The sequence below is a fragment of the Acidaminococcus timonensis genome (assembly GCF_900106585.1).
Classification (GTDB): Bacteria; Bacillota; Negativicutes; order Acidaminococcales; family Acidaminococcaceae; genus Acidaminococcus; species Acidaminococcus timonensis.
In genome coordinates this window covers 1,122,296-1,140,007 of record NZ_FNWH01000006.1, presented here as the reverse complement: position 1 = coordinate 1,140,007, position 17,712 = coordinate 1,122,296, and the positions used below count along the sequence as shown (strand labels likewise).

The following is a 17,712-nucleotide window of genomic DNA, read 5'->3' as shown; positions in this document are numbered from 1 at the left end:
CTATGGGTATGCCTGTTTTAATCCTGGGTGCCAGCGGCAGCGGGAAATCCGCTAGCTTGAGAAATTTTGAACCTGACGAAATCGGTATCTTTAACGTTGCCGGGAAGCCGTTGCCGTTTCGGAAGAAGCTGCCGTTATTTAATAACGCGGGTTACAGGGAAATCGAAGCCGCGTTAAAGCGGCCGAAGCTGAAAGCCTATGTTATTGACGACAGCCAGTACCTGATGGCGTTTTTCCTGTTTGACCATGTAAAGGATATGGGATATGGGAAGTTTACCCAGTGCGCCGTTGATTTCCGAAACCTGATTGACTTCATCGTGCGGCAGACCCCGCCGGACGTGATTGTTTACCTGCTGCACCACACAGAGCGGGACGACAACGGGTTTATCAAGGCCAAAACGTCCGGGAAAATGCTAGACAACCAGCTGACGGTGGAGGGGCTGTTTTCCATTGTGTTGTTGGCTGAAACGGATGGTAAGAACCATTGGTTTACCACACAGAGCGACGGCTTTACACCGGCAAAGTCCCCAATGGGGCTGTTTCCCGAAAAAATCGAGAACGACTTGAAAAAAGTCGATACGGAGATCCGGGAATACTACGATATGAAACCGATTAAAGACAATGTGAAGGGAGAAGCTGAAAATGCAAAAGGTTGATTGGAATAACGTGAACGAATCCACAAACGGCGGCAACCGCCCGCCCGTCGGGGGTTATGTGTTGACCATCGTCAACGCCACCGAAAAGCCAGAAAAACAGTATTTCCAGATCGAGTGGGATTACAACGAAGGAGAATTTGCCGGGCATAACCAGAAAAACGCAACGATGAACGGCTGGCGGCTGCCAGCGCTGTTCCGGAGCTACAAACCGGCGGCCCTGGGTATGCTGAAACATTTTCTCATTGCCCTGGAAAAATCCAACCGCGATTGGACCATGGACCGCTGGAACAGTTTGCCGGACGCGCAGCAGGCACCGGCCCTGAACGGCTTAATTTTCGGCGCCGTGATCGGGGAAGAAGAATACATCAACAAGGACGGCAAGGTCAAGACACGGCAATATATCGCCGATACCCTGCCCGCGGCCGATATTCGCGCCGGTAAATTCCAGGTCCCGGACTTGAAAAAGCTGAAAGGAAACGACGGTAGCACCCCCGCTCCCGCTGCTGAAAACCCGGCAACAACCGCCCCCATTGAAACGGGCGTTGAAGAATGTCCGTTCTGAGTTATGAGGAAATCCTTGGGAAACTGAATAACGTACATAAACGCGGCAGCGCCCTGGTTGCGCAGTGCCCGGTGTGCGGCGACGAGGACCACCTGTACATCAGCCGGGACGGGGAGAAAACGCTGGCATTTTGTCATAAGTGCCACGCGTCCCTCCCGGCGGTGTTAAAGGCTCTGGATGTGGGCGGGGAACCGCCTGCACCGGTTGCGCCGTCAAGGCCGAAAAATCACGGGCGGAGGGTGGAACGGATAGTCTACACCTACCGGGACCCGGACGGGAAAGAGGCTTATTGCAAAATCCGAGAAAAATTTGCAGACGGGCACAAAAAATTCAGCTTTTTGTATACCGGTCCGGACGGAACGGTGATTTATAAAAAGCCGAAGCCATGCAACAACCTGTATAACCTGGACCGTCTGACGGCGGCAAAGAAAACCGAGACACTGTACATCGTTGAGGGCGAGAAATGCGCCGACGCTATGACCAACGCGGGATTCCTGGCCACCAGCACCAACACGGGGGCGGAAAGCCCGAACCTGTCTGAGACGGACCGAAAAGCCGTCGGGAAGTTTGCCCGGAAAGTTATTATTCCCGACAACGACGATCCAGGCGCTGTGTACGGCAAGGCATGGGCGGAACGCGGGGCAAAGATTTTGCCGCTGCCGGAAATCTGGCCAGAGTGCCCGGTGAAAGGTGACGTTGCCGATTACCTGGAAGCAGGCGGGGACCCGGAAAAAATCCGCGGGTACAAATTCCCCACGGTGGAATTTTCCGAGGAATACTTCCAGGGATTGGATAGGGCGGACCTTGTTTCAGAGGATTTCCTTTTAAAGCTGATTCAGATTGACGACCCGGTGCAGCAGCAGCGGGCGGAAAGCCTGGCCACGTTCCGGGCCAGTGACCTGGCCATAAAACGGGAGTTTTGTAAAAACCTGCAAGCGGCCAGAATTAAACTGGCACAGAACCGGAACGGCAACGAAAATACCACCCATTTCACCGGGCAGCCGCTGGCATTGCGTTGCGGCGACTGGATCGCCGATGACGAAGGGATCCGGCGCATGACCACGAAGGGCAACGGCGGCGATTTTACCTATCAATGGGCAAGCCGGATTCCCACGATGCCTACGGGAATTTTGGTGAACGCCGAAACGGGCGAGGAGCGGATCCGCCTTGATTTTTACAAGGCGGGCAAGTGGTCCAACATCACGGCCGACCGGGCCGATGTGGCAAGCAAAAACCGCATTGTAAACCTGGCCAACAATGGACTGGAAGTCACGACGGACAACGCGCAGTACCTGGTTAAATATATCAGCGAGTGCGTGACGGAAAACCCGGCCGATATGCCGCGGGAAACGTATATCGACCATTTCGGATGGACGGAGGACGGCTGGTTTGCCCCGTATGTTGACGGGTTGACGATCGACGCCGGGCCAACAGGAGACGCCCTGGTTAATGCAATCCAGCAAAAGGGCACCCTGGACGAATGGTTAAAGATTGTGCGGCCGCTGATGGATAACATCTACCTGCGGTTAACCGTTGCCGCTAGCCTTGCTGCGCCCCTGCTGGAAATCATTAAGGGGCTGCCCTACGTGTTTCACCTCTGGGGCGGCACTGGCAGCGGCAAGACCGTAGGTATCATGGTTGCGGCCAGCGTGTGGGGCAACCCGCAATTTGGCGCAATGGTTAGGACCATGAACATGACGGATAACGCATTGGTGGGCATTGCGTCAACCTTGCGCAACATCCCGTTTTTCGGCGACGAACTACAGACCATCAAAGACCGTTTTAACGGCTATGACAGATTGCTGTACCGCATTACGGAAAAAACAGGCCGGGCGCGCATGACCGCCGACCGGCGGGTAGAAAAGCCCGAAACCTGGAACACTGGATTTATTTTTACGGGGGAGGAACCCGTGACCGGCGAAAGTTCTGGTGGCGGCGTAAAAAACCGCGTGATTGAGATTGAGTGCGACGGGCCGGTAGTTGAACACGGCAATCAGGTGGTCAGGGCGATCAATGAGCACTACGGCACATTGGGGCCGGAATACATCAAGAAGGCCCTGCAAGTTGACGTCCGCGCCGCCTACGATGGTACGTTCCAGGAGCTGATGAAGCTGGGGACGACTGACAAACAGGCAATGACGATGGCGCTGCTTATGGTAGCAGACGATATTTTTAGGATTTATTTTTTAAAATCCGTAATTCCCGGGCTGATGCCTGCCGACGTTGCCCCGTTCCTGCTGAGCAAAAAGCAGGTAGACGTTTCCGAACGGGCATATAGTGCTGTGGTTGACTGGATCGCGGAAAACACCGATAAATTTTACGTTGCCCATGAGGACGACGCAGAACACCGTGACTGCGACGGCCGTATCTGGGGCGGACGAAGCGGAAATGAAGTGAGCATTAACAGATCCGTGCTAATGCGTTTTATGGCCGATGAAGGATTCAATTTTACCGCTGTCAAGAAAAAATGGGCTGCAACAGGGAAAATCTTGACGCGTCCGGATGGGAGGGTGCTATGGACTAAATCAATTTGTGGAGTTCGGGCGTCTTATGTGGTTTTGGTAACTGGTAAATAGTTGCAAGAAAATTCTGAAAGGGTAGAGATGGTAGACGTAGGGTAGACTTTTCAAAATCCGAAAACCCGCACCACGCCTATATATTTACTACTATATCTACCATTCTACCATATCTACCATACATATATAGATATATATGGAAATTAAAATTCCGGAAGGAATTGGTGGTCCGGATATATTTATATATTATGCTACCCCCTCTACGAAAAAAGGGTAGACATGGTAGACAATGCCATAAAGCTAGGCAGGATGCGGGTTCCGGAGTCTACCGTAAGGGGGTGCAAAATGGTAGACTTTCGGAAGAAACAAGAAAGTAGGTGTAAAAAGTGGATGAATTTGACGAAATGCGCGAAATGTTAGACGCGGACGAGGAACGCATTGACGACCTGGAACGAGAAAACGAAGCCTTGCAAGATCGCATTACTGAACTGGAAGCGGAAAACCACAGGCTGGGGGCAACGATTGACCAGGACAACAAGATTATCCTGGCGTTGACCCGAGCGCTTCACAAGGAAAGGAAAGGACAGAGATGATTAACCAAAAGGCTTTATGCCACGCCAAAACGGCTATGCACGATGCTCAAAAAATCGCGCGCGGGCTGAATTGGAACCTGAGATACCGACACGGGTACAACCTGAGATTAAATGACTCTGTGCAACGGCTTTTTGATGCAGAGGAAGAAATTGCCAACGTGATTGATCGTTTACGATTGGCGCGGTATCGTTTGCGAGATGCTATTACGCAGGAGGTGGAGTATGAGTATGAAAGCAACCATAAATAATGCTATGTTGGCTTTTGGCTTACTGGAGAACGCGGGACGGCTTACCATGGCTTCTATGAGCGCCCGCCGGAATGAAATCACATTCCACCCGGAGAGGGGTGAAGAAATCATTGACACGGCAATCAAGAATCTTGACGCCGTAAAAAATGTCATTAAGGAACAGCGCCGGAAGCTGGTTCGGGCGCGGTATGAATTAAGAAAGGAGCAAGAAAATGAGAAAAACGACCAAATTACCCGTGGTTAAAATCAAGGTTTTCCCAGGCGGGCATATGCCTGTTAAGAAAACCAAAGGCGCGGCGGCTTATGACTGTTACGCCCGAATTGACGGGACAGGAGATGATCAGTATTACGACACCGACCGCAAGCTGCATTATATCCCTGGAATTAACGGATGTACCACAAAAACCCCGTTAGGGTTTGCACTAGAGATGCCCGAGGGTATCCACGCGTTTATCCTTGCAAGGTCCAGCATGGGAGTAAAAACGATGCTGGTTTGTCCCATCGGTGTGGGACTCATTGACAGCGATTACCGCGGCGAGGTCTGTATGCTGTATCGTGAGATAGACCCCGACTATGACGTCCCTAGCTGGAAGCAGGACGACGCAATCTACCACGGCGACCGTATCGCGCAGCTGCTGTTTAACGTGCCGGTGGAATTGCAGCAGGTGGACGAGCTGACACCAACAGAGCGGGGCAACGGCGGCTTCGGGAGCACGGGGCGCGCTGATAAACCGGACGCGAAAGGGGAGTAAACCATGGATGTACTTTTTAAAGCGCTGATGCTTTTGGCCATTATCGACCTGGCAATTATGGCCGTCGAGGAGGGCCGGACCATTTACCGCCGTTACCAGGCAAAGAAAGACCTGAAAGCGTTTGCAGAATGGGCGAAGAAACGAATGAAGGAACGGGAGGAGAAAAAGAAAGAAGGGTAATCAATGGAGTTACGGCCATATCAGAGGGAACTTGTGAATAACATCCGGACGGCTATTAACCGCGGCAACCAGCGCGTTTGTGCCGTCCTGGGATGTGGGGGCGGTAAATCCGTTATCATTGCCACCATTGCCAGAGCGTCCACGGACAACGGGGCGCGGGTGCTGTTTTTGGTCCATCGCCGGGAGCTGGTAGAACAGATCAAGCGAACCATGCACCGGCAAGGCGTGGACCCGGACCTGTGCAACGTGATGATGGTACAGACAGCCAGCCGCCGTTTGCGCAGCCTGGCCCCGCCGGTGCTGATTATCGTGGACGAAGCCCACCACATTCTGTCCCGGACCTACCAGAAAATCATTGAGTATTTCCCAAAGGCTCTGGTGGTTGGATTTACGGCAACGCCGCAGCGGATGGGAGAAGGCGGCCTGGGCAAGGTGTTTCAGCAACTTATAACGTCGGTATCAACAAAATGGTTGATTGATAACCATTATCTGGCACCGTATCACCTGTACTCCGCGCCCCTGGCTGACCCCAAAGGGCTGCACACGCGCAACGGGGATTACGCCCCAGAGGAAGTGGCAGAGCTGATGGAAAAGGGCGCGATTTTTGGCGATACGGTAAAGAACTGGAAGCATTACGCGGACGGTAAAAAGACCATTGTATACTGCGCCAGTATCAAGTCAAGCAAGGGGACGGTGGCAGCGTTTCAAGCCGCCGGAATACCCGCGGAACACCTGGACGGACAGACGCCCGCGGCGCTGCGGCAAAAGATCGTTGAGGATTTCCGGGCCGGACGCGTCCTGGTGTTGTGCAACGTGGACCTGTTCGGGGAGGGTTTTGACGTCCCGGATTGCGAGGTCGTGTGTTTGCTGAGGCCCACAAAATCCCTGACGCTGTATATCCAGCAAGCTATGCGGCCTATGAGGACGGACCCGGGCAATCCAGGTAAAGAGGCCATCATCCTGGACCATGTGGGCAACTACACCCGCCATGGGTTCCCGGACGACGACCGGGAGTGGAGCCTAAAACCTAAAAAACGGAAAAAGCAGGCTGAAACGACAGTAACGCAGTGCCCGGTATGCTTCCACGTTTTTAAACCGGCGCCCGCGTGTCCGTATTGCGGCTATGAGTTTAAAGCCGCGAGGGACAGCAGCGGCGGCGATAAAGACAGGGAGCAGGAAACGGTGGACGGGTTAACGTTGGAAGAAATCAAAGAATCACCGTATGGAGATTACAAGCGCTGCAAAACCTGGGCAGAGCTGGAAATTTTCCGCAAGGCGAAAGGGTATAAATTTGGCTGGAGCTTGCACAAGGCCGCGGAAATGGGTTTGGAGATGCCCCCGAAATATAGGGGCGTAGCACGGAAATTCAGCGAGGGTTGGTTCAGAAGGAGGAAAGCATGATAAAACTGGAAGATGTATTAAAAGTGGTTAATACTACTGGCAAGCTGTTTATTAGTAGACCATGTTACGAGGGGGAAGAAAACGGAGAAGGAATTATTTTCGATGGTTATTATGATGCAATGAAGTATCACGATGTAGAGCCGTTCCTTGATTATGAAGTATACAATATTATGGCTGGTGGCGAAGGGGACGGAATGCCTGGTGTTTTGTATATTGACGTTTACAAACAGGAGGGCAAGAAATGACAGAAACAGACCTTATGCACGAAATCGAGATCGCTTTATCAGAGCGCGGCTGCTACGTTGAGCGCATCAACGTTGGCAAGGTCCAGACCAAAGACGGCCGGTGGTTTTCCACCGGCGCGCCTAAAGGCCGCCCGGACCTGTCCGGATTTTTGCCCACAACTGGACGTATGTTTTTTGTCGAGGTCAAAGTAAAGCCGAACAAGCCGACGGAAGAGCAGCTGCGGTTTATCCATATGGCCAAATCGTCCGGCGCCCTGGCTTGCGTTGCCTACAGCGTAGACGACGCATTAAAAATGGTCAACGATGCTATTTTTGACGGTATGGGCCTGGTAGTCATGGACCCGGCCGCGGAACGGCTGCCGGATGATTCGGATTTATGGTTAAAGCTGCTGACCTTTTCCAGTGATTGCCGAGAGCTATTCGGCGCGCTGTTTGCCGTACGGGATTGCGGGGCAAGGCTGGAAAAGAACGACAAATTCGGCTTCCGGATCGTTCCCTGCGAACGTCAAGACGTTTATCAGGAGAGTCTGAAGATGTTTAAAAAATACGCCAAACCGTTGACCGATGAATTATTTTATTTAGGAAAGGTAGGTGTTTAAAATGCACGAATGGAGGGCAGAGATTGCTATGGCTGGCATTGCTTTGTATATCCTGATTGCCGCGATTATTGCCATAGTAGGGCTGTCTGGCTATACGGATTGGGGGCGCGCCATCTGATGGGGACAACGAGAGCGGGGAGCATTGAGGCCAGGCGCCATGTTTGCGACAAATGCGGCAAGGAGTTTATCGTACCCCTAGTGGGCAAGTATCCGTACACATTTTATTACAGACATAAGCGCTATTGGTTCTGCAGCGACCATTGCAAGAGACTGACCGAGGACAGATTGGGGCGGAGGCATTATGTATGTAAAACCTGATGTTTTCCGGGCGTGCGGTGATTGCGGCGGTGTTTTCCGCTGCACCCCGACCTGGAAATGGTGGACAAAAGACCGGCGCGGCAAAAAGATTTATTTTTGCGGCCGCGAGTGCTACAGAAATTTCTTAACGAGGAGGCAACATGATGGATATTAAAATCTGTAAAACCTGTGAGTATTGTACATTTAAAATTGACGAGGATAAAAAACGCGTGGATCCCCGTTGCCATGTAACCAGCACGTGCGGAACGCCGCTGTCCATGGTGGACGAGTGCCCCGTCATCGCGGCAGCAAAACGGGTGCCAGCTGGCAAGACTGATAACACCGGCAAGGATGCAGCAGATCGGTACACCTGGAGGGACGGGATAGAGTGCCGGGAAATTCAGCGCATTATGGCGTGGGGCAGCACGGCAGAAGAAGCGCCGTACATTTATGACAACGTGAAATATCTGTACCGTTATCCCAAGAAAGGCGGGAGCAAGGACATCAGAAAGGCCATCAAATGCCTGGAAGAGCTTGCCGAACTGGTGGAAGCCAATGAACGTAGCTGATCAATTCCTGGAAGCAGCGGCTGGGGTTGTGCAACGGCTGAAAAAGCTGGAAGAAGAGCGTGAGGAATTTATCCTCGCCATCTCTTCCCCGTCAGCCGTAGACCCCAGCCGTGACTACGTGCAAGGCGGGGCCGCTCATGATATGGCTGATGATGTGGCAAGGCTGGAGGACAATACACAGCGCATTAAAGCGTTAAAGCGGGAGTTAATGGTGATGCAAGGATATGTTAAACGGATTGATAACGAGCATTACAGGTATCTACTGTATACCCATGGTATGTATGGGGTGCCTCTGCTTACTATATCCAATACCATTAAGACACCATACACAACATTGCGTCGGGATTATGCAGCAGCTAAAGCGGAGCTGTGCAAAGCATTGGTAGACTGGCGACCACAAAAGAGGTAAAATGTATTATGTAGGTTTATCCCTTTCATATGGTTTTCAGTTTAAGATTCCCCTCTTACTCTGACAGCAAAGACTTCCGTAAAAATACCGTGTCATTAATTGGCACGGTATTTTTATTGCACAAATTGTTCACAAAGATTTCACGCGATAGGGGGTATGGTTCGGAAAAGTTGGCACGAGGTTTGCAATTCGGAGGTGGGTTTCCATTTTTTCTCAAGGTGGTTAACGGAAATGGCAAAAGCAAGCAGAACAAGAGAAATTAATAATCTTTATCAATTTATATACAGTCTAAAGAATAAGTGTGACAGTATCAACGACGTTAACAAGGATCTAATCTTGCAATATTGCCGCTTTACCATCATGAGCAATGAAGTATCAAAGGAAATCCAGGACGGGCTAGGCGTCAAGGAACCGGACGAGCTGGCAACACTGATCGGGCTGTACAAAGAATTTAATAAGATCGCCATTGCACTATACAAGACCTTGAAATTTGACTCCATAAAAGAGGAACTGAAAGCCGATAAAAACCCATACTTTGAACTATTAGAGGATGCGCGGAAAAATGGGAGCGATTAAAAAACGCTGTCCAACGTGCCATCAGCTATACGAAGGGAAGCGCTGCCCCGTCTGTACCCGGAAGTATCAAAATAAACGGATGCAAGAAAACGAAGCGAGGAAAATGTACGGCAGCCGGAAATGGGAGAAGTGCCGTAAAAACGTGCTCATTAAATACATGGGTTACGATATATGGATGATGGGCATTGGGATTTACTCCCGCCCCGCGCGGCCAGTGGTCCATCATATCATAGAGCGGGACGAAGCGCCGGAGCTAGCCTACCGCCTGGACAATCTCATTACGGTAAGCATTGAGAGCCACGCGGAAATCCATGCCATGTACAAGAAGGACAAAGAAGCAGCCCTGGAAAGAATCCAGGCAGGTATTATGGAATTTAGAAAACGTTTTGGTGGTGGTTAAATGTATGAAAAGGAACTGCGATCGGCAAAGGTCCCCGCGGAACTCAAAAACTGCATAGGCGACTACTACCGGGCACTGGTTGAACGCGATAAGAAGGGATTGCTGGGGCGGGCGGAGCTGCTGTGCTTCACCCGTTTTCTGGACCTTGCGAAAAAATACCGTTTTGCTGCCGATGAAATGGCCATGATGTTTAAATTTTTGAACCTGCTGATTTATGTGGATCAAGATGGACGGGCAAAGCACCTGGAATTATATCCGGCGCAGAAATTTATCATGTGCGGGATTTTCGGTTTGCGCCGCCCGGACGGCGGATATCTGGTGAACACGGCAAATATTTACGTTGCCCGGCGTAACGGAAAATCCTTTTTATTGTCCGGCGTCCTGCATTATCTAATGACCATGAGCAAATACCGGAATGAGAATATCATCCTAGCCAGCTGCAAGGGGCAGAACGCGGAAATCTGTTTTGACGAATTTGTGAAATTTATCGATAATGACCCGTACCTGGCGGAAACGTATACTAACGTGAACCGGACAGCCTGCTGGGCGAAAAGCCGGATTACGAACAATAAACTGGATATGTTCCGGACCGGGAGCGGCGCGAAAAAATCCCTGGATGGATTTACTAACCGTGTGGCGGTAATCGATGAAGAGATGTTATGCGACGAAATCATAACGAAAACCATCCAGGACGGGCAAGGTCATTACAAAGATAAATTGCTAGTGACTATGAGCACGGCGCAGTTTGAGATCGGTGGAACGAATCATAAAAAATGGTTAAGCCTGGAGAAGAACCTATTCGAGGGAACGCTGCCGGACGAAAATTTCCTGTTTTTGTGCGAGCCGGACAAAGAAGATATAGCGAAAAAAGATTTTTCTTCTATCAAGGTATGGGGCAAGGCAAACCCGGTGCTGCTTTTTCAGCAGGACGGCTATACCGTCAAGGACTACATTAAAAAATCCTACACGGCAAAGGCGCGGGCAGCGAACGAGGTTAAAGGCTTTGAACTGCAATCATTCGCGACGAAGCAATGCAACGTGTGGTATTCGGCTGAGGACCGCGGATTGTGCACGTTTGAACAGATGAAAGCGTGCGGCGCGCCCGTCGGTTTTGCTGATGTTGTGGGCAAGGGCTACAAAGACTGGTATCTGGGCATTGACCTGTCCCACACCCTGGATTTAACGTCCGTTTGGTTCGGGGCGATCGTCAAGGAACAGGACGGGAAAATATTAAAGGCTGAAAGTCCAAAGGGAACCCCGCGGATGTTTTGCCACGTTGTGTCCTGGATGCCAAAGAATAAATTACAGATGCACGTGGACGCGGATAAATTTCCCTACCGTGATTATGTGGACCGAGAATTATTTCTTTGCACCGGCGGAGGCGGCGAGAATATCGACGCCGGGCAAGTCCTGGAATACATCCGGGCAACGATGGAGAAGCACGGCCTGCATTATGTAACCATCGCCGCGGACCCCTACGGGATTGCGGGCATACAGGAGCAGCTGGCCGAGATGTGCGACACGTTCATCCTGCAAAACCAAAGCCCCAAGGCACTGAGTCAATACATCGAGATTTTGTCCGGACTCTGGAAAGATAAATCCATTATCTACAGCGCCGGAAACGAAGATATTTTAGAAAAAGCCATGATGAACGCGGTAATGGTCAAGAACCCGACGGGCTATTACAGCCTGGAAAAAATCAGTCTGAGGGCTGACAGCAACGTCCGCATTGACCCGGTGGACGCCATGCTGACCGGGTTCATCGCCCCGTATATCGATTGGAGCCGGGGCGACGTTGACGGAAACGAGATCGTGGATGACTGGCTGGAAATGGTAAGGGGTGAGTAAATGGTCACGCTTGATGAAGTCAAGGAATATTTAAATATCGTGGGGAGCGACGACGACAGGATTTTAACCCGGGAAATTTCCGCCGGGTACGGATACCTGGAAGATGCTATAGACGATTTCCAGGCGATTTATGACAGCAACGAAAATTTTAAAAATAAGGCGGACGCCTGGGTGCTGGATTTCTGGCTGCCGGATGCTTACGACAACCGGGAAGGTGGATGGGCCGAAGGAAGCGCCGGGATGGACCCGCGCGCCCGCGCTATGATTACCCAGTTACAGCTGTATAGAAAGGAATGAGGAAATGGAAAATATTGCTTTAATCGGACCTGTTTATGATTGCATGGAAACCGATGACCTTGTCGCTAGTATCCAGGGGACCGCGGAAGATTACAGCCTGGACATCAACAGCCCGGGCGGCGACGTATTCGCCGGGCTGACCATTGTAAACGCTATCCAAAATAGCGAACACAAGGCAACGGCGAACGTACATGTTATGGCTGCAAGCATTGCCGCCATCATCGCCCTGGCATGTGACGAGGTGGTAGTAGATGAAAACAGCGTCGTGATGCTGCATAATTGCTGGACCGTTGCCGACGGGAACAAAGAGGAATTGCAGAACGCCGTGGAAGCCATGAAGCGGATTGACGCCATCCAGCGGAACATCCTGGCTGCCCATTGCCGGGACATTGACAAGGTAAGCGCGGCCATGGACGCCGGGGATTTTTGGATGACTGCTGATGAAGCCGCGGAATACTTTGATAATGTGGTAGTCAAGAAAGTGGAACGCCCCGATGGTTCCCTGGCCGCCGTCGGGAGCCTGTATGACCTGGTAATTAAATCTAGAGCAAAAGCAGACGATGAACCGGAAGGGGGCGGCGACGATGAACCCGCGGAACCTGACGAAGGAGAGCCGGAAAACCCTGAACAGAATGATAACGAGGACGACGAAAAGAAGCCGGATCCGGATACCAGCGAGGATGATAAAAAGCCGCAGGCGTACGTTGTCCCACCCGCCCTAGTTGCTTTATTTGCCAGCGTTGACCGGGAACTGGAGGCGTAAATGTTTGAAAAAATCAAGGCTTACATTCGTGGTTATCCCCCGGCGAAACAGTACCGGAACCTGGCCCCGGTAGGATACGGCCGCGCGTTTAACATCAGTCCGAACTCCGATGTGATTTTTGCCACGTGTGTAAAAATCCTGGCTCAAAACCTGGCACAATTCCGGTGGACGGTTTACCGCCCGGATTCTACGGCGGAACCTGCTGCCGTGCCGGGAAGTGCCAATGTAATGAATTACCAGCCGTATCCGGGGATTAATGCGTATACGTTTTGGGAATACATGGAAAAACAGCGGCTTTTATACGGAAACGCGTTCGCGTACATCAACTGCGACCGTACAACGGCCCTGGCCGCCCTGGTGCCCCTGGACGCCGGAAGTATGCAGGTAGTGTGGGATGATGTCAATGTCCTGGACGGACAGCGTAAGCTGGTTTACCGGTACACGGACCCGCGGAACGGTGCAACGTACACCATCCTACCGGAGGAAATCTTGCATTTCCGGGCGTTTTCCACCAACGGGATTCTGGGCCGCCCGGCGGGCGTCGTATTGCGCGACACCCTGCAAGCCAACGCGGAAGCGGAAGGCGCTATCCGGAGCACCATTTCTAACGGTTTTTCTGGAACCATCGTTTTAACGTACACGTCCGACCTGAGCAAGACAAAGCAGAAAGAGCTGCAAGCACAGATCAAGGAGCTACTGTCCAACAGCAACGCCACGATTCTGCCGTTGCCTGCTGGCATGGAAGCAAGCAACATCACAAACGACGTGGGAAGTTACTACCAGATCGTTAAAGAATCCAAAGCGGAAGACATTTCCGCCCTGTTTGGTATCCCGTTGGCCATGCTGAACCGGATGGGCGGGACCGGCGCGGCAACGTTTTCCGCGTCCCAGATGATGCAGTTTTTTAGTCAGACCATCGCCCCGATTCTGGAACAATACGCCGCGGAGCTGTCTGTTAAGCTGCTGTCCGAACGGCAACGGGAAGCCGGGTTACGTTTCGGAACCGTGAATGATGTGTTTGATACCCTGGATGCTCAAAGCAAGGCGTCCGTGCTGTGCAGCTACACCGGCGCCGGTATCCTGACGCCTAACGAAGCCAGGGCCAGTTTGAAATACCCGCGCCTGGATACGCCGGAGGCTGATATGCTGACACAGCGGGGCGGCACCGGTGCCCTGGGTGACAGCCCGGGCGACGAACAAGGAAACGAAGGAGGAGAAAATGGCAACAATTGACAAGACCGTAAAATTTAAAGCTGGTGAAAAGGAATACAGCGTATGTTTTCCGCTGAAAGCCGTCATGGGGGCAGAACAGGAACTGCCGGGAAACAGCCTTTTTAAAGCCGTGGCAACGGCCAGCCTGACGAATTTTTACATCATGCTAAAATGGGGGCTTATCGGCGGCGGGATGCCGGAAAACACACCGGCAGAAACGTTTGACGAAATCTGGGGCGCCGCCCTGGCTGAAATGAGCGCACAGGATTTGTATATGAAGGTACTGGTGCCCGCGCTGATGAAGTCCGGCACGTTTGGCAAAGTGCCAAAAAACCTGCCCCAGGGGACCAAAAAATAAAATCCTATGATTCCGTTACCGATTTGGTAACGGAACTGGAAAAAATCGCTTATGGAGAACTGAACCTAAAGCCGTGGGAATTTGAACGGCTGACGGTTGGGGAGCTAGACGCCCTATTTGAAGGATACATGCGGAGGGTAGATCGGGAAGAAGATATACTTATCAGGCGCGTATCCCTGCCCGTGTATCAGTCAATGTTAGGGAAACATGCTCCCACCTATGAGCAACTGACCGCCTACCGGCGGAAAAACAAAGCGCCGGGGAAGATGGACCCCGCCCTGGCTGAGAAATGGAGGAAATTTTTCAATGTTGCACTCCCTGGAATTAAAAAGGGAGCTGGCCGCCATCCAGGCCAGCCTGAAAAAGAAGGTTGAAAACCAGGAGCCGGTGAGCGCTGAGGAACAGCAGCGCCTGCAGGCCGCCCTGGACGAATATAAAAACGCCGTTGCCGCGGAAACCGCGGAGAAAGGAAAGAAAACGAATATGGAAAAAGTAACTAGAGGAATGATTAACGCCGCCCTGAAAGATTTCCTGCGGGGCGATCGCGAAAAAATGAACCAGCTGGACGCCACCATGAAAGCAGCGTTCCAGGCAGCTGCTACCGGCCAGAATGGTGCCGTATCTGCTGACGGCGGTTTCCTGATTCCGGAAATTCTGCTGCCCATCGTCGAAAATGACCGGCAGGGTGTAGACCTGAGATCCATCGTGACCGGCGTAACCGTGGGCACCCGTTCCGGTAAAATCCCCGTCATTGATTATGCGAACCAGGCAGGCGTGACTCTGGAAGCGTTTGACGAAAACAACAGCATTAAAGAAGGCAAGGCAGCATTTACCCAACTGGCATTTACCCTGGCTAGCAAGGGAGCGCTGATTCCCGTATCTAACGAACTAATTCGTGATAGTGCAACGGACATTGTGGCCCTGATCGCTACCCTGTTTAACCGTATCTATATCAATGACGTAAACAAGGACATCCTGGCTAAAGCCGTTGCCCCGACCGACGTCAAGAAGAACACCGTTGCCGATTTCGGGACCGTCGCTGCCATCGACGCAATTAAGAAGGCCATCATTACCTGCCCATTGGATGCAGGCGCCAACGCGTCCGTTGTTGTCAACCAGAATACGTTCGCAGCTATGGCACTGGCAAAAGACACCCAGGACCGTTACCTGCTGGCACGTGACGCCAACAACGAAACCGTGCGGCAGATTGAAAGCCGTCCTATTCACGTGGTGGAAGGTGCCGCCCTGGCTGATAATACGGCCGTGATTGGTGACTATCGGGCACTGTACCATATCGCGTACCCCGCTCTGGAAGTACAGGCCAGCACGGAAGCCGGGTTCAGAACGAACAGTACCGTAGTTCGCGCGGTGGCTAGATTTACCGACCTGAACACCTACGGTAAATGCTTTACCGTCCTGACCAAGACCGGGGCATAAGATGTTCCGGCGCAACCCGGGACGATTTACGGAAACTGTGAAGCTGATGAAGCCCAGCGCCCCTAAACGGGACGCCCTGGGCGGCGTCAGTGCAATAACCTATACGGATTTTTTAAAGCTACGGGCACTTGTGACCGTCAAAAGCCAAAGCAAACAGCAGATTATTGGCGACTATGTGACCGTTGACACCCGTTATTTCCTGGTGCGGGACACCAGGAAAACGTGCCCGGACCTGGACAGCACGTGGCGCCTGGAATGGGGCGGAAAGGCGTATAAAATCAACGACGTTTTGCTGATTGACGAAAGCCGCCCGGCTTATGTTCAGATTACAGCAACGGCCATCACGGGAGGCGGTAAACTATGACGTACAAATTGCCATTTACCGCTATCAGTAAAGCATTATATGCCACGTTAAACGGGCAAGGGCTGGAGTGGTTCGACAGCGCGGTACCGATTTCGGAAATTGAAGATTATTTTCGGAGCCAGGCCGAGTTTGCCTACGGCATCCTGGGCGCGGCCGACATGGACGCGCGGGACACAAAAACAGGCCCCGTGTGGACCATGACCATTAACCTGCAAATTTACAGCAACTACCGCGGACGGAAAGACGTTGCCGAAAAGCTGGAAGCCACATTTTGCCGCCTGGCAAGCCCAGAAGGGCGAGCGGCGTTAAACAAGAGCTTAAACGACGACGGTTTTACCCTGGTGGACCTGACTATCGGCGCCGTATCCATCAGTTTACCGATTGTAGGAGACGCCGGGGAATGGCAAAACGGAAGCATAAACCTGAAAATCCGTGTAGGACAGCTAAAGGAGGACTAATTTAAATGAGCGTGACTATTACTGCGGAAAACTTGCCGCAATTTGACGGCGCCACCGGTATTTCCGGTAAAAAGCGCCTGTTGTACGTAAACTATGGGAACGGTGCCACCGCAGAATCCCCGAAATGGACTCTTATTGGCGGGGCCGAAGATTTTACCATGAGTCCGACCGTTAACACCCAAAGCAAGACCACCAAAGACAGCGGCGGCTGGTCCATCGCGGCCCCGACCGGCAAGAGTTTTGAAATCTCTTCTAAGCTGGTGGCAATCGCGAACGATGTTGGCCAGAACGTCCTGAAATCTTTCGTTTATGACGACAAGTGCACCGATAAAAACGCGCTGCAATTTGCCTATGTAGACGTTGACAGCAAGGAATATATGCAGTTTACCGCCGTCGTCACGAGTTTTGAAGAAACCAGTGCAGCGGAGGACCTGGTAGAATACAGCATGAAGGCAACCGGCACCGGGAAGCCGGAAACGAAAACCGGGTTTACCACCGGTGAATAACTGAACAGGGCCGCCGCCGCGGCCCTTATTTATTATTATGAGGTGATCGCGTGGAAACCATTGCAGAGCTGCAGGCAAAAGTCCAGAAATATACAGACGCAGGGTTTACCGCGGACGTTGTGAAAGCCGCCCGGGAAGCACAAAACGCGACATGCGACTATATCCGGCGTACCCATCCACAGACAGGGTTCGGCGGGATGGAAATCGCCAAATATATACAAAAAGGAAAATTTACAGTGGAAAACGTAGGCGTTGTTAACGCAACGGTTTACGCAAATTATTTTGCCCGTTGGTACAATACCGGGGCCTATGGACGCGCAATCCGCAAGAGAGGACCGCGGCAAGGCATGAAAGGCCCTGAATATGCACCACACGGGACTTATTTCGAAAAAAACGCGCAAGCGATTGAACAATATTTTACGGATTATCTTTTAAATTACCTGAAAGAACACATTGACCTGTAGGA

General features: G+C 51.9%; 25 protein-coding genes. All 25 read left to right on the top strand.

Annotation, left to right across the window (positions count from 1 at the left end):
• Positions 1-2: 2 nt before the first annotated feature.
• Positions 3-656 (top strand): DEAD/DEAH box helicase family protein, encoded by a 654-nt coding sequence (locus BQ5462_RS09220; protein WP_071143032.1) that lies wholly within the window; start codon positions 3-5, stop codon positions 654-656.
• Positions 643-1,218, top strand: coding sequence for a hypothetical protein (locus BQ5462_RS09215; protein ID WP_071143031.1), 576 nt, complete (start codon positions 643-645; stop codon positions 1,216-1,218). Before BQ5462_RS09220 ends, BQ5462_RS09215 begins: the two co-directional genes overlap by 14 nt.
• The gene (locus tag BQ5462_RS09210) at positions 1,206-3,794 is read left to right on the top strand and encodes a DUF927 domain-containing protein (protein WP_071143030.1); all 2,589 of its coding nucleotides are present in this window, start codon (positions 1,206-1,208) and stop codon (positions 3,792-3,794) included. The genes BQ5462_RS09215 and BQ5462_RS09210 overlap by 13 nt, the downstream gene beginning before the upstream one ends.
• A 326-nt stretch (positions 3,795-4,120) precedes the next feature.
• The gene (locus tag BQ5462_RS09205; protein ID WP_071143029.1) at positions 4,121-4,327 is read left to right on the top strand and encodes a hypothetical protein; all 207 of its coding nucleotides are present in this window, start codon (positions 4,121-4,123) and stop codon (positions 4,325-4,327) included.
• Positions 4,324-4,575, top strand: a complete 252-nt coding sequence (locus tag BQ5462_RS09200) for a hypothetical protein (RefSeq protein ID WP_071143028.1) — start codon at positions 4,324-4,326, stop codon at positions 4,573-4,575. The genes BQ5462_RS09205 and BQ5462_RS09200 overlap by 4 nt, the downstream gene beginning before the upstream one ends.
• Positions 4,550-4,819 (top strand): hypothetical protein, encoded by a 270-nt coding sequence (locus tag BQ5462_RS09195; protein WP_143038048.1) that lies wholly within the window; start codon positions 4,550-4,552, stop codon positions 4,817-4,819. Before BQ5462_RS09200 ends, BQ5462_RS09195 begins: the two co-directional genes overlap by 26 nt.
• Positions 4,788-5,327, top strand: coding sequence for a dUTP diphosphatase (locus BQ5462_RS09190; protein ID WP_083378126.1), 540 nt, complete (start codon positions 4,788-4,790; stop codon positions 5,325-5,327). Before BQ5462_RS09195 ends, BQ5462_RS09190 begins: the two co-directional genes overlap by 32 nt.
• A 3-nt stretch (positions 5,328-5,330) precedes the next feature.
• Positions 5,331-5,507: a hypothetical protein gene (locus tag BQ5462_RS11275; protein ID WP_159429687.1), complete on the top strand. Its 177-nt coding sequence runs from the start codon at positions 5,331-5,333 to the stop codon at positions 5,505-5,507.
• A 3-nt stretch (positions 5,508-5,510) separates the two neighbouring features.
• Positions 5,511-6,908, top strand: a complete 1,398-nt coding sequence (locus BQ5462_RS09185) for a DEAD/DEAH box helicase (RefSeq protein WP_071143025.1) — start codon at positions 5,511-5,513, stop codon at positions 6,906-6,908.
• Complete coding sequence (locus BQ5462_RS09180) at positions 6,905-7,153, top strand: hypothetical protein (RefSeq protein ID WP_071143024.1); 249 nt, start codon at positions 6,905-6,907, stop codon at positions 7,151-7,153. The genes BQ5462_RS09185 and BQ5462_RS09180 overlap by 4 nt, the downstream gene beginning before the upstream one ends.
• Entirely contained in the window at positions 7,150-7,752 is a 603-nt protein-coding gene (locus BQ5462_RS09175) for a VRR-NUC domain-containing protein (protein ID WP_071143023.1), read from the top strand. Before BQ5462_RS09180 ends, BQ5462_RS09175 begins: the two co-directional genes overlap by 4 nt.
• A gap of 458 nt (positions 7,753-8,210) precedes the next feature.
• Positions 8,211-8,618, top strand: coding sequence for a DUF3310 domain-containing protein (locus BQ5462_RS11095; RefSeq protein ID WP_143038047.1), 408 nt, complete (start codon positions 8,211-8,213; stop codon positions 8,616-8,618).
• The gene (locus BQ5462_RS09165; RefSeq protein WP_071143022.1) at positions 8,605-9,027 is read left to right on the top strand and encodes a hypothetical protein; all 423 of its coding nucleotides are present in this window, start codon (positions 8,605-8,607) and stop codon (positions 9,025-9,027) included. Before BQ5462_RS11095 ends, BQ5462_RS09165 begins: the two co-directional genes overlap by 14 nt.
• Positions 9,028-9,258: 231 nt before the next feature.
• Positions 9,259-9,603 carry a hypothetical protein gene (locus BQ5462_RS09160; RefSeq protein WP_071143021.1) on the top strand — a complete coding sequence of 115 codons (345 nt, stop codon included), beginning with the start codon at positions 9,259-9,261 and terminating at the stop codon, positions 9,601-9,603.
• Entirely contained in the window at positions 9,590-10,003 is a 414-nt protein-coding gene (locus BQ5462_RS09155; RefSeq protein ID WP_071143020.1) for a DUF2225 domain-containing protein, read from the top strand. Before BQ5462_RS09160 ends, BQ5462_RS09155 begins: the two co-directional genes overlap by 14 nt.
• Positions 10,004-11,851 carry a terminase TerL endonuclease subunit gene (locus BQ5462_RS09150; RefSeq protein WP_071143019.1) on the top strand — a complete coding sequence of 616 codons (1,848 nt, stop codon included), beginning with the start codon at positions 10,004-10,006 and terminating at the stop codon, positions 11,849-11,851.
• Positions 11,852-12,148 (top strand): head-tail connector protein, encoded by a 297-nt coding sequence (locus BQ5462_RS09145; RefSeq protein WP_071143018.1) that lies wholly within the window; start codon positions 11,852-11,854, stop codon positions 12,146-12,148.
• A gap of 4 nt (positions 12,149-12,152) precedes the next feature.
• Entirely contained in the window at positions 12,153-12,911 is a 759-nt protein-coding gene (locus tag BQ5462_RS09140) for an ATP-dependent Clp protease proteolytic subunit (protein WP_071143017.1), read from the top strand.
• A complete protein-coding gene (locus tag BQ5462_RS09135) occupies positions 12,912-14,144 on the top strand; it encodes a phage portal protein (RefSeq protein ID WP_071143016.1) in 1,233 nt (410 codons plus the stop codon).
• The gene (locus BQ5462_RS09130) at positions 14,131-14,481 is read left to right on the top strand and encodes a hypothetical protein (protein WP_071143015.1); all 351 of its coding nucleotides are present in this window, start codon (positions 14,131-14,133) and stop codon (positions 14,479-14,481) included. Before BQ5462_RS09135 ends, BQ5462_RS09130 begins: the two co-directional genes overlap by 14 nt.
• A 306-nt stretch (positions 14,482-14,787) precedes the next feature.
• Positions 14,788-15,918: a phage major capsid protein gene (locus tag BQ5462_RS09125; RefSeq protein ID WP_071143014.1), complete on the top strand. Its 1,131-nt coding sequence runs from the start codon at positions 14,788-14,790 to the stop codon at positions 15,916-15,918.
• 1 nt (position 15,919) lies between these two features.
• Complete coding sequence (locus tag BQ5462_RS09120; RefSeq protein WP_071143013.1) at positions 15,920-16,282, top strand: phage head completion protein; 363 nt, start codon at positions 15,920-15,922, stop codon at positions 16,280-16,282.
• Positions 16,279-16,740, top strand: a complete 462-nt coding sequence (locus BQ5462_RS09115; protein ID WP_071143012.1) for a hypothetical protein — start codon at positions 16,279-16,281, stop codon at positions 16,738-16,740. The genes BQ5462_RS09120 and BQ5462_RS09115 overlap by 4 nt, the downstream gene beginning before the upstream one ends.
• A gap of 5 nt (positions 16,741-16,745) precedes the next feature.
• A complete protein-coding gene (locus tag BQ5462_RS09110; protein ID WP_071143011.1) occupies positions 16,746-17,246 on the top strand; it encodes a phage tail tube protein in 501 nt (166 codons plus the stop codon).
• A gap of 50 nt (positions 17,247-17,296) precedes the next feature.
• Positions 17,297-17,710 (top strand): hypothetical protein, encoded by a 414-nt coding sequence (locus BQ5462_RS09105; RefSeq protein WP_071143010.1) that lies wholly within the window; start codon positions 17,297-17,299, stop codon positions 17,708-17,710.
• The last annotated feature ends 2 nt before the right edge of the window (positions 17,711-17,712 follow it).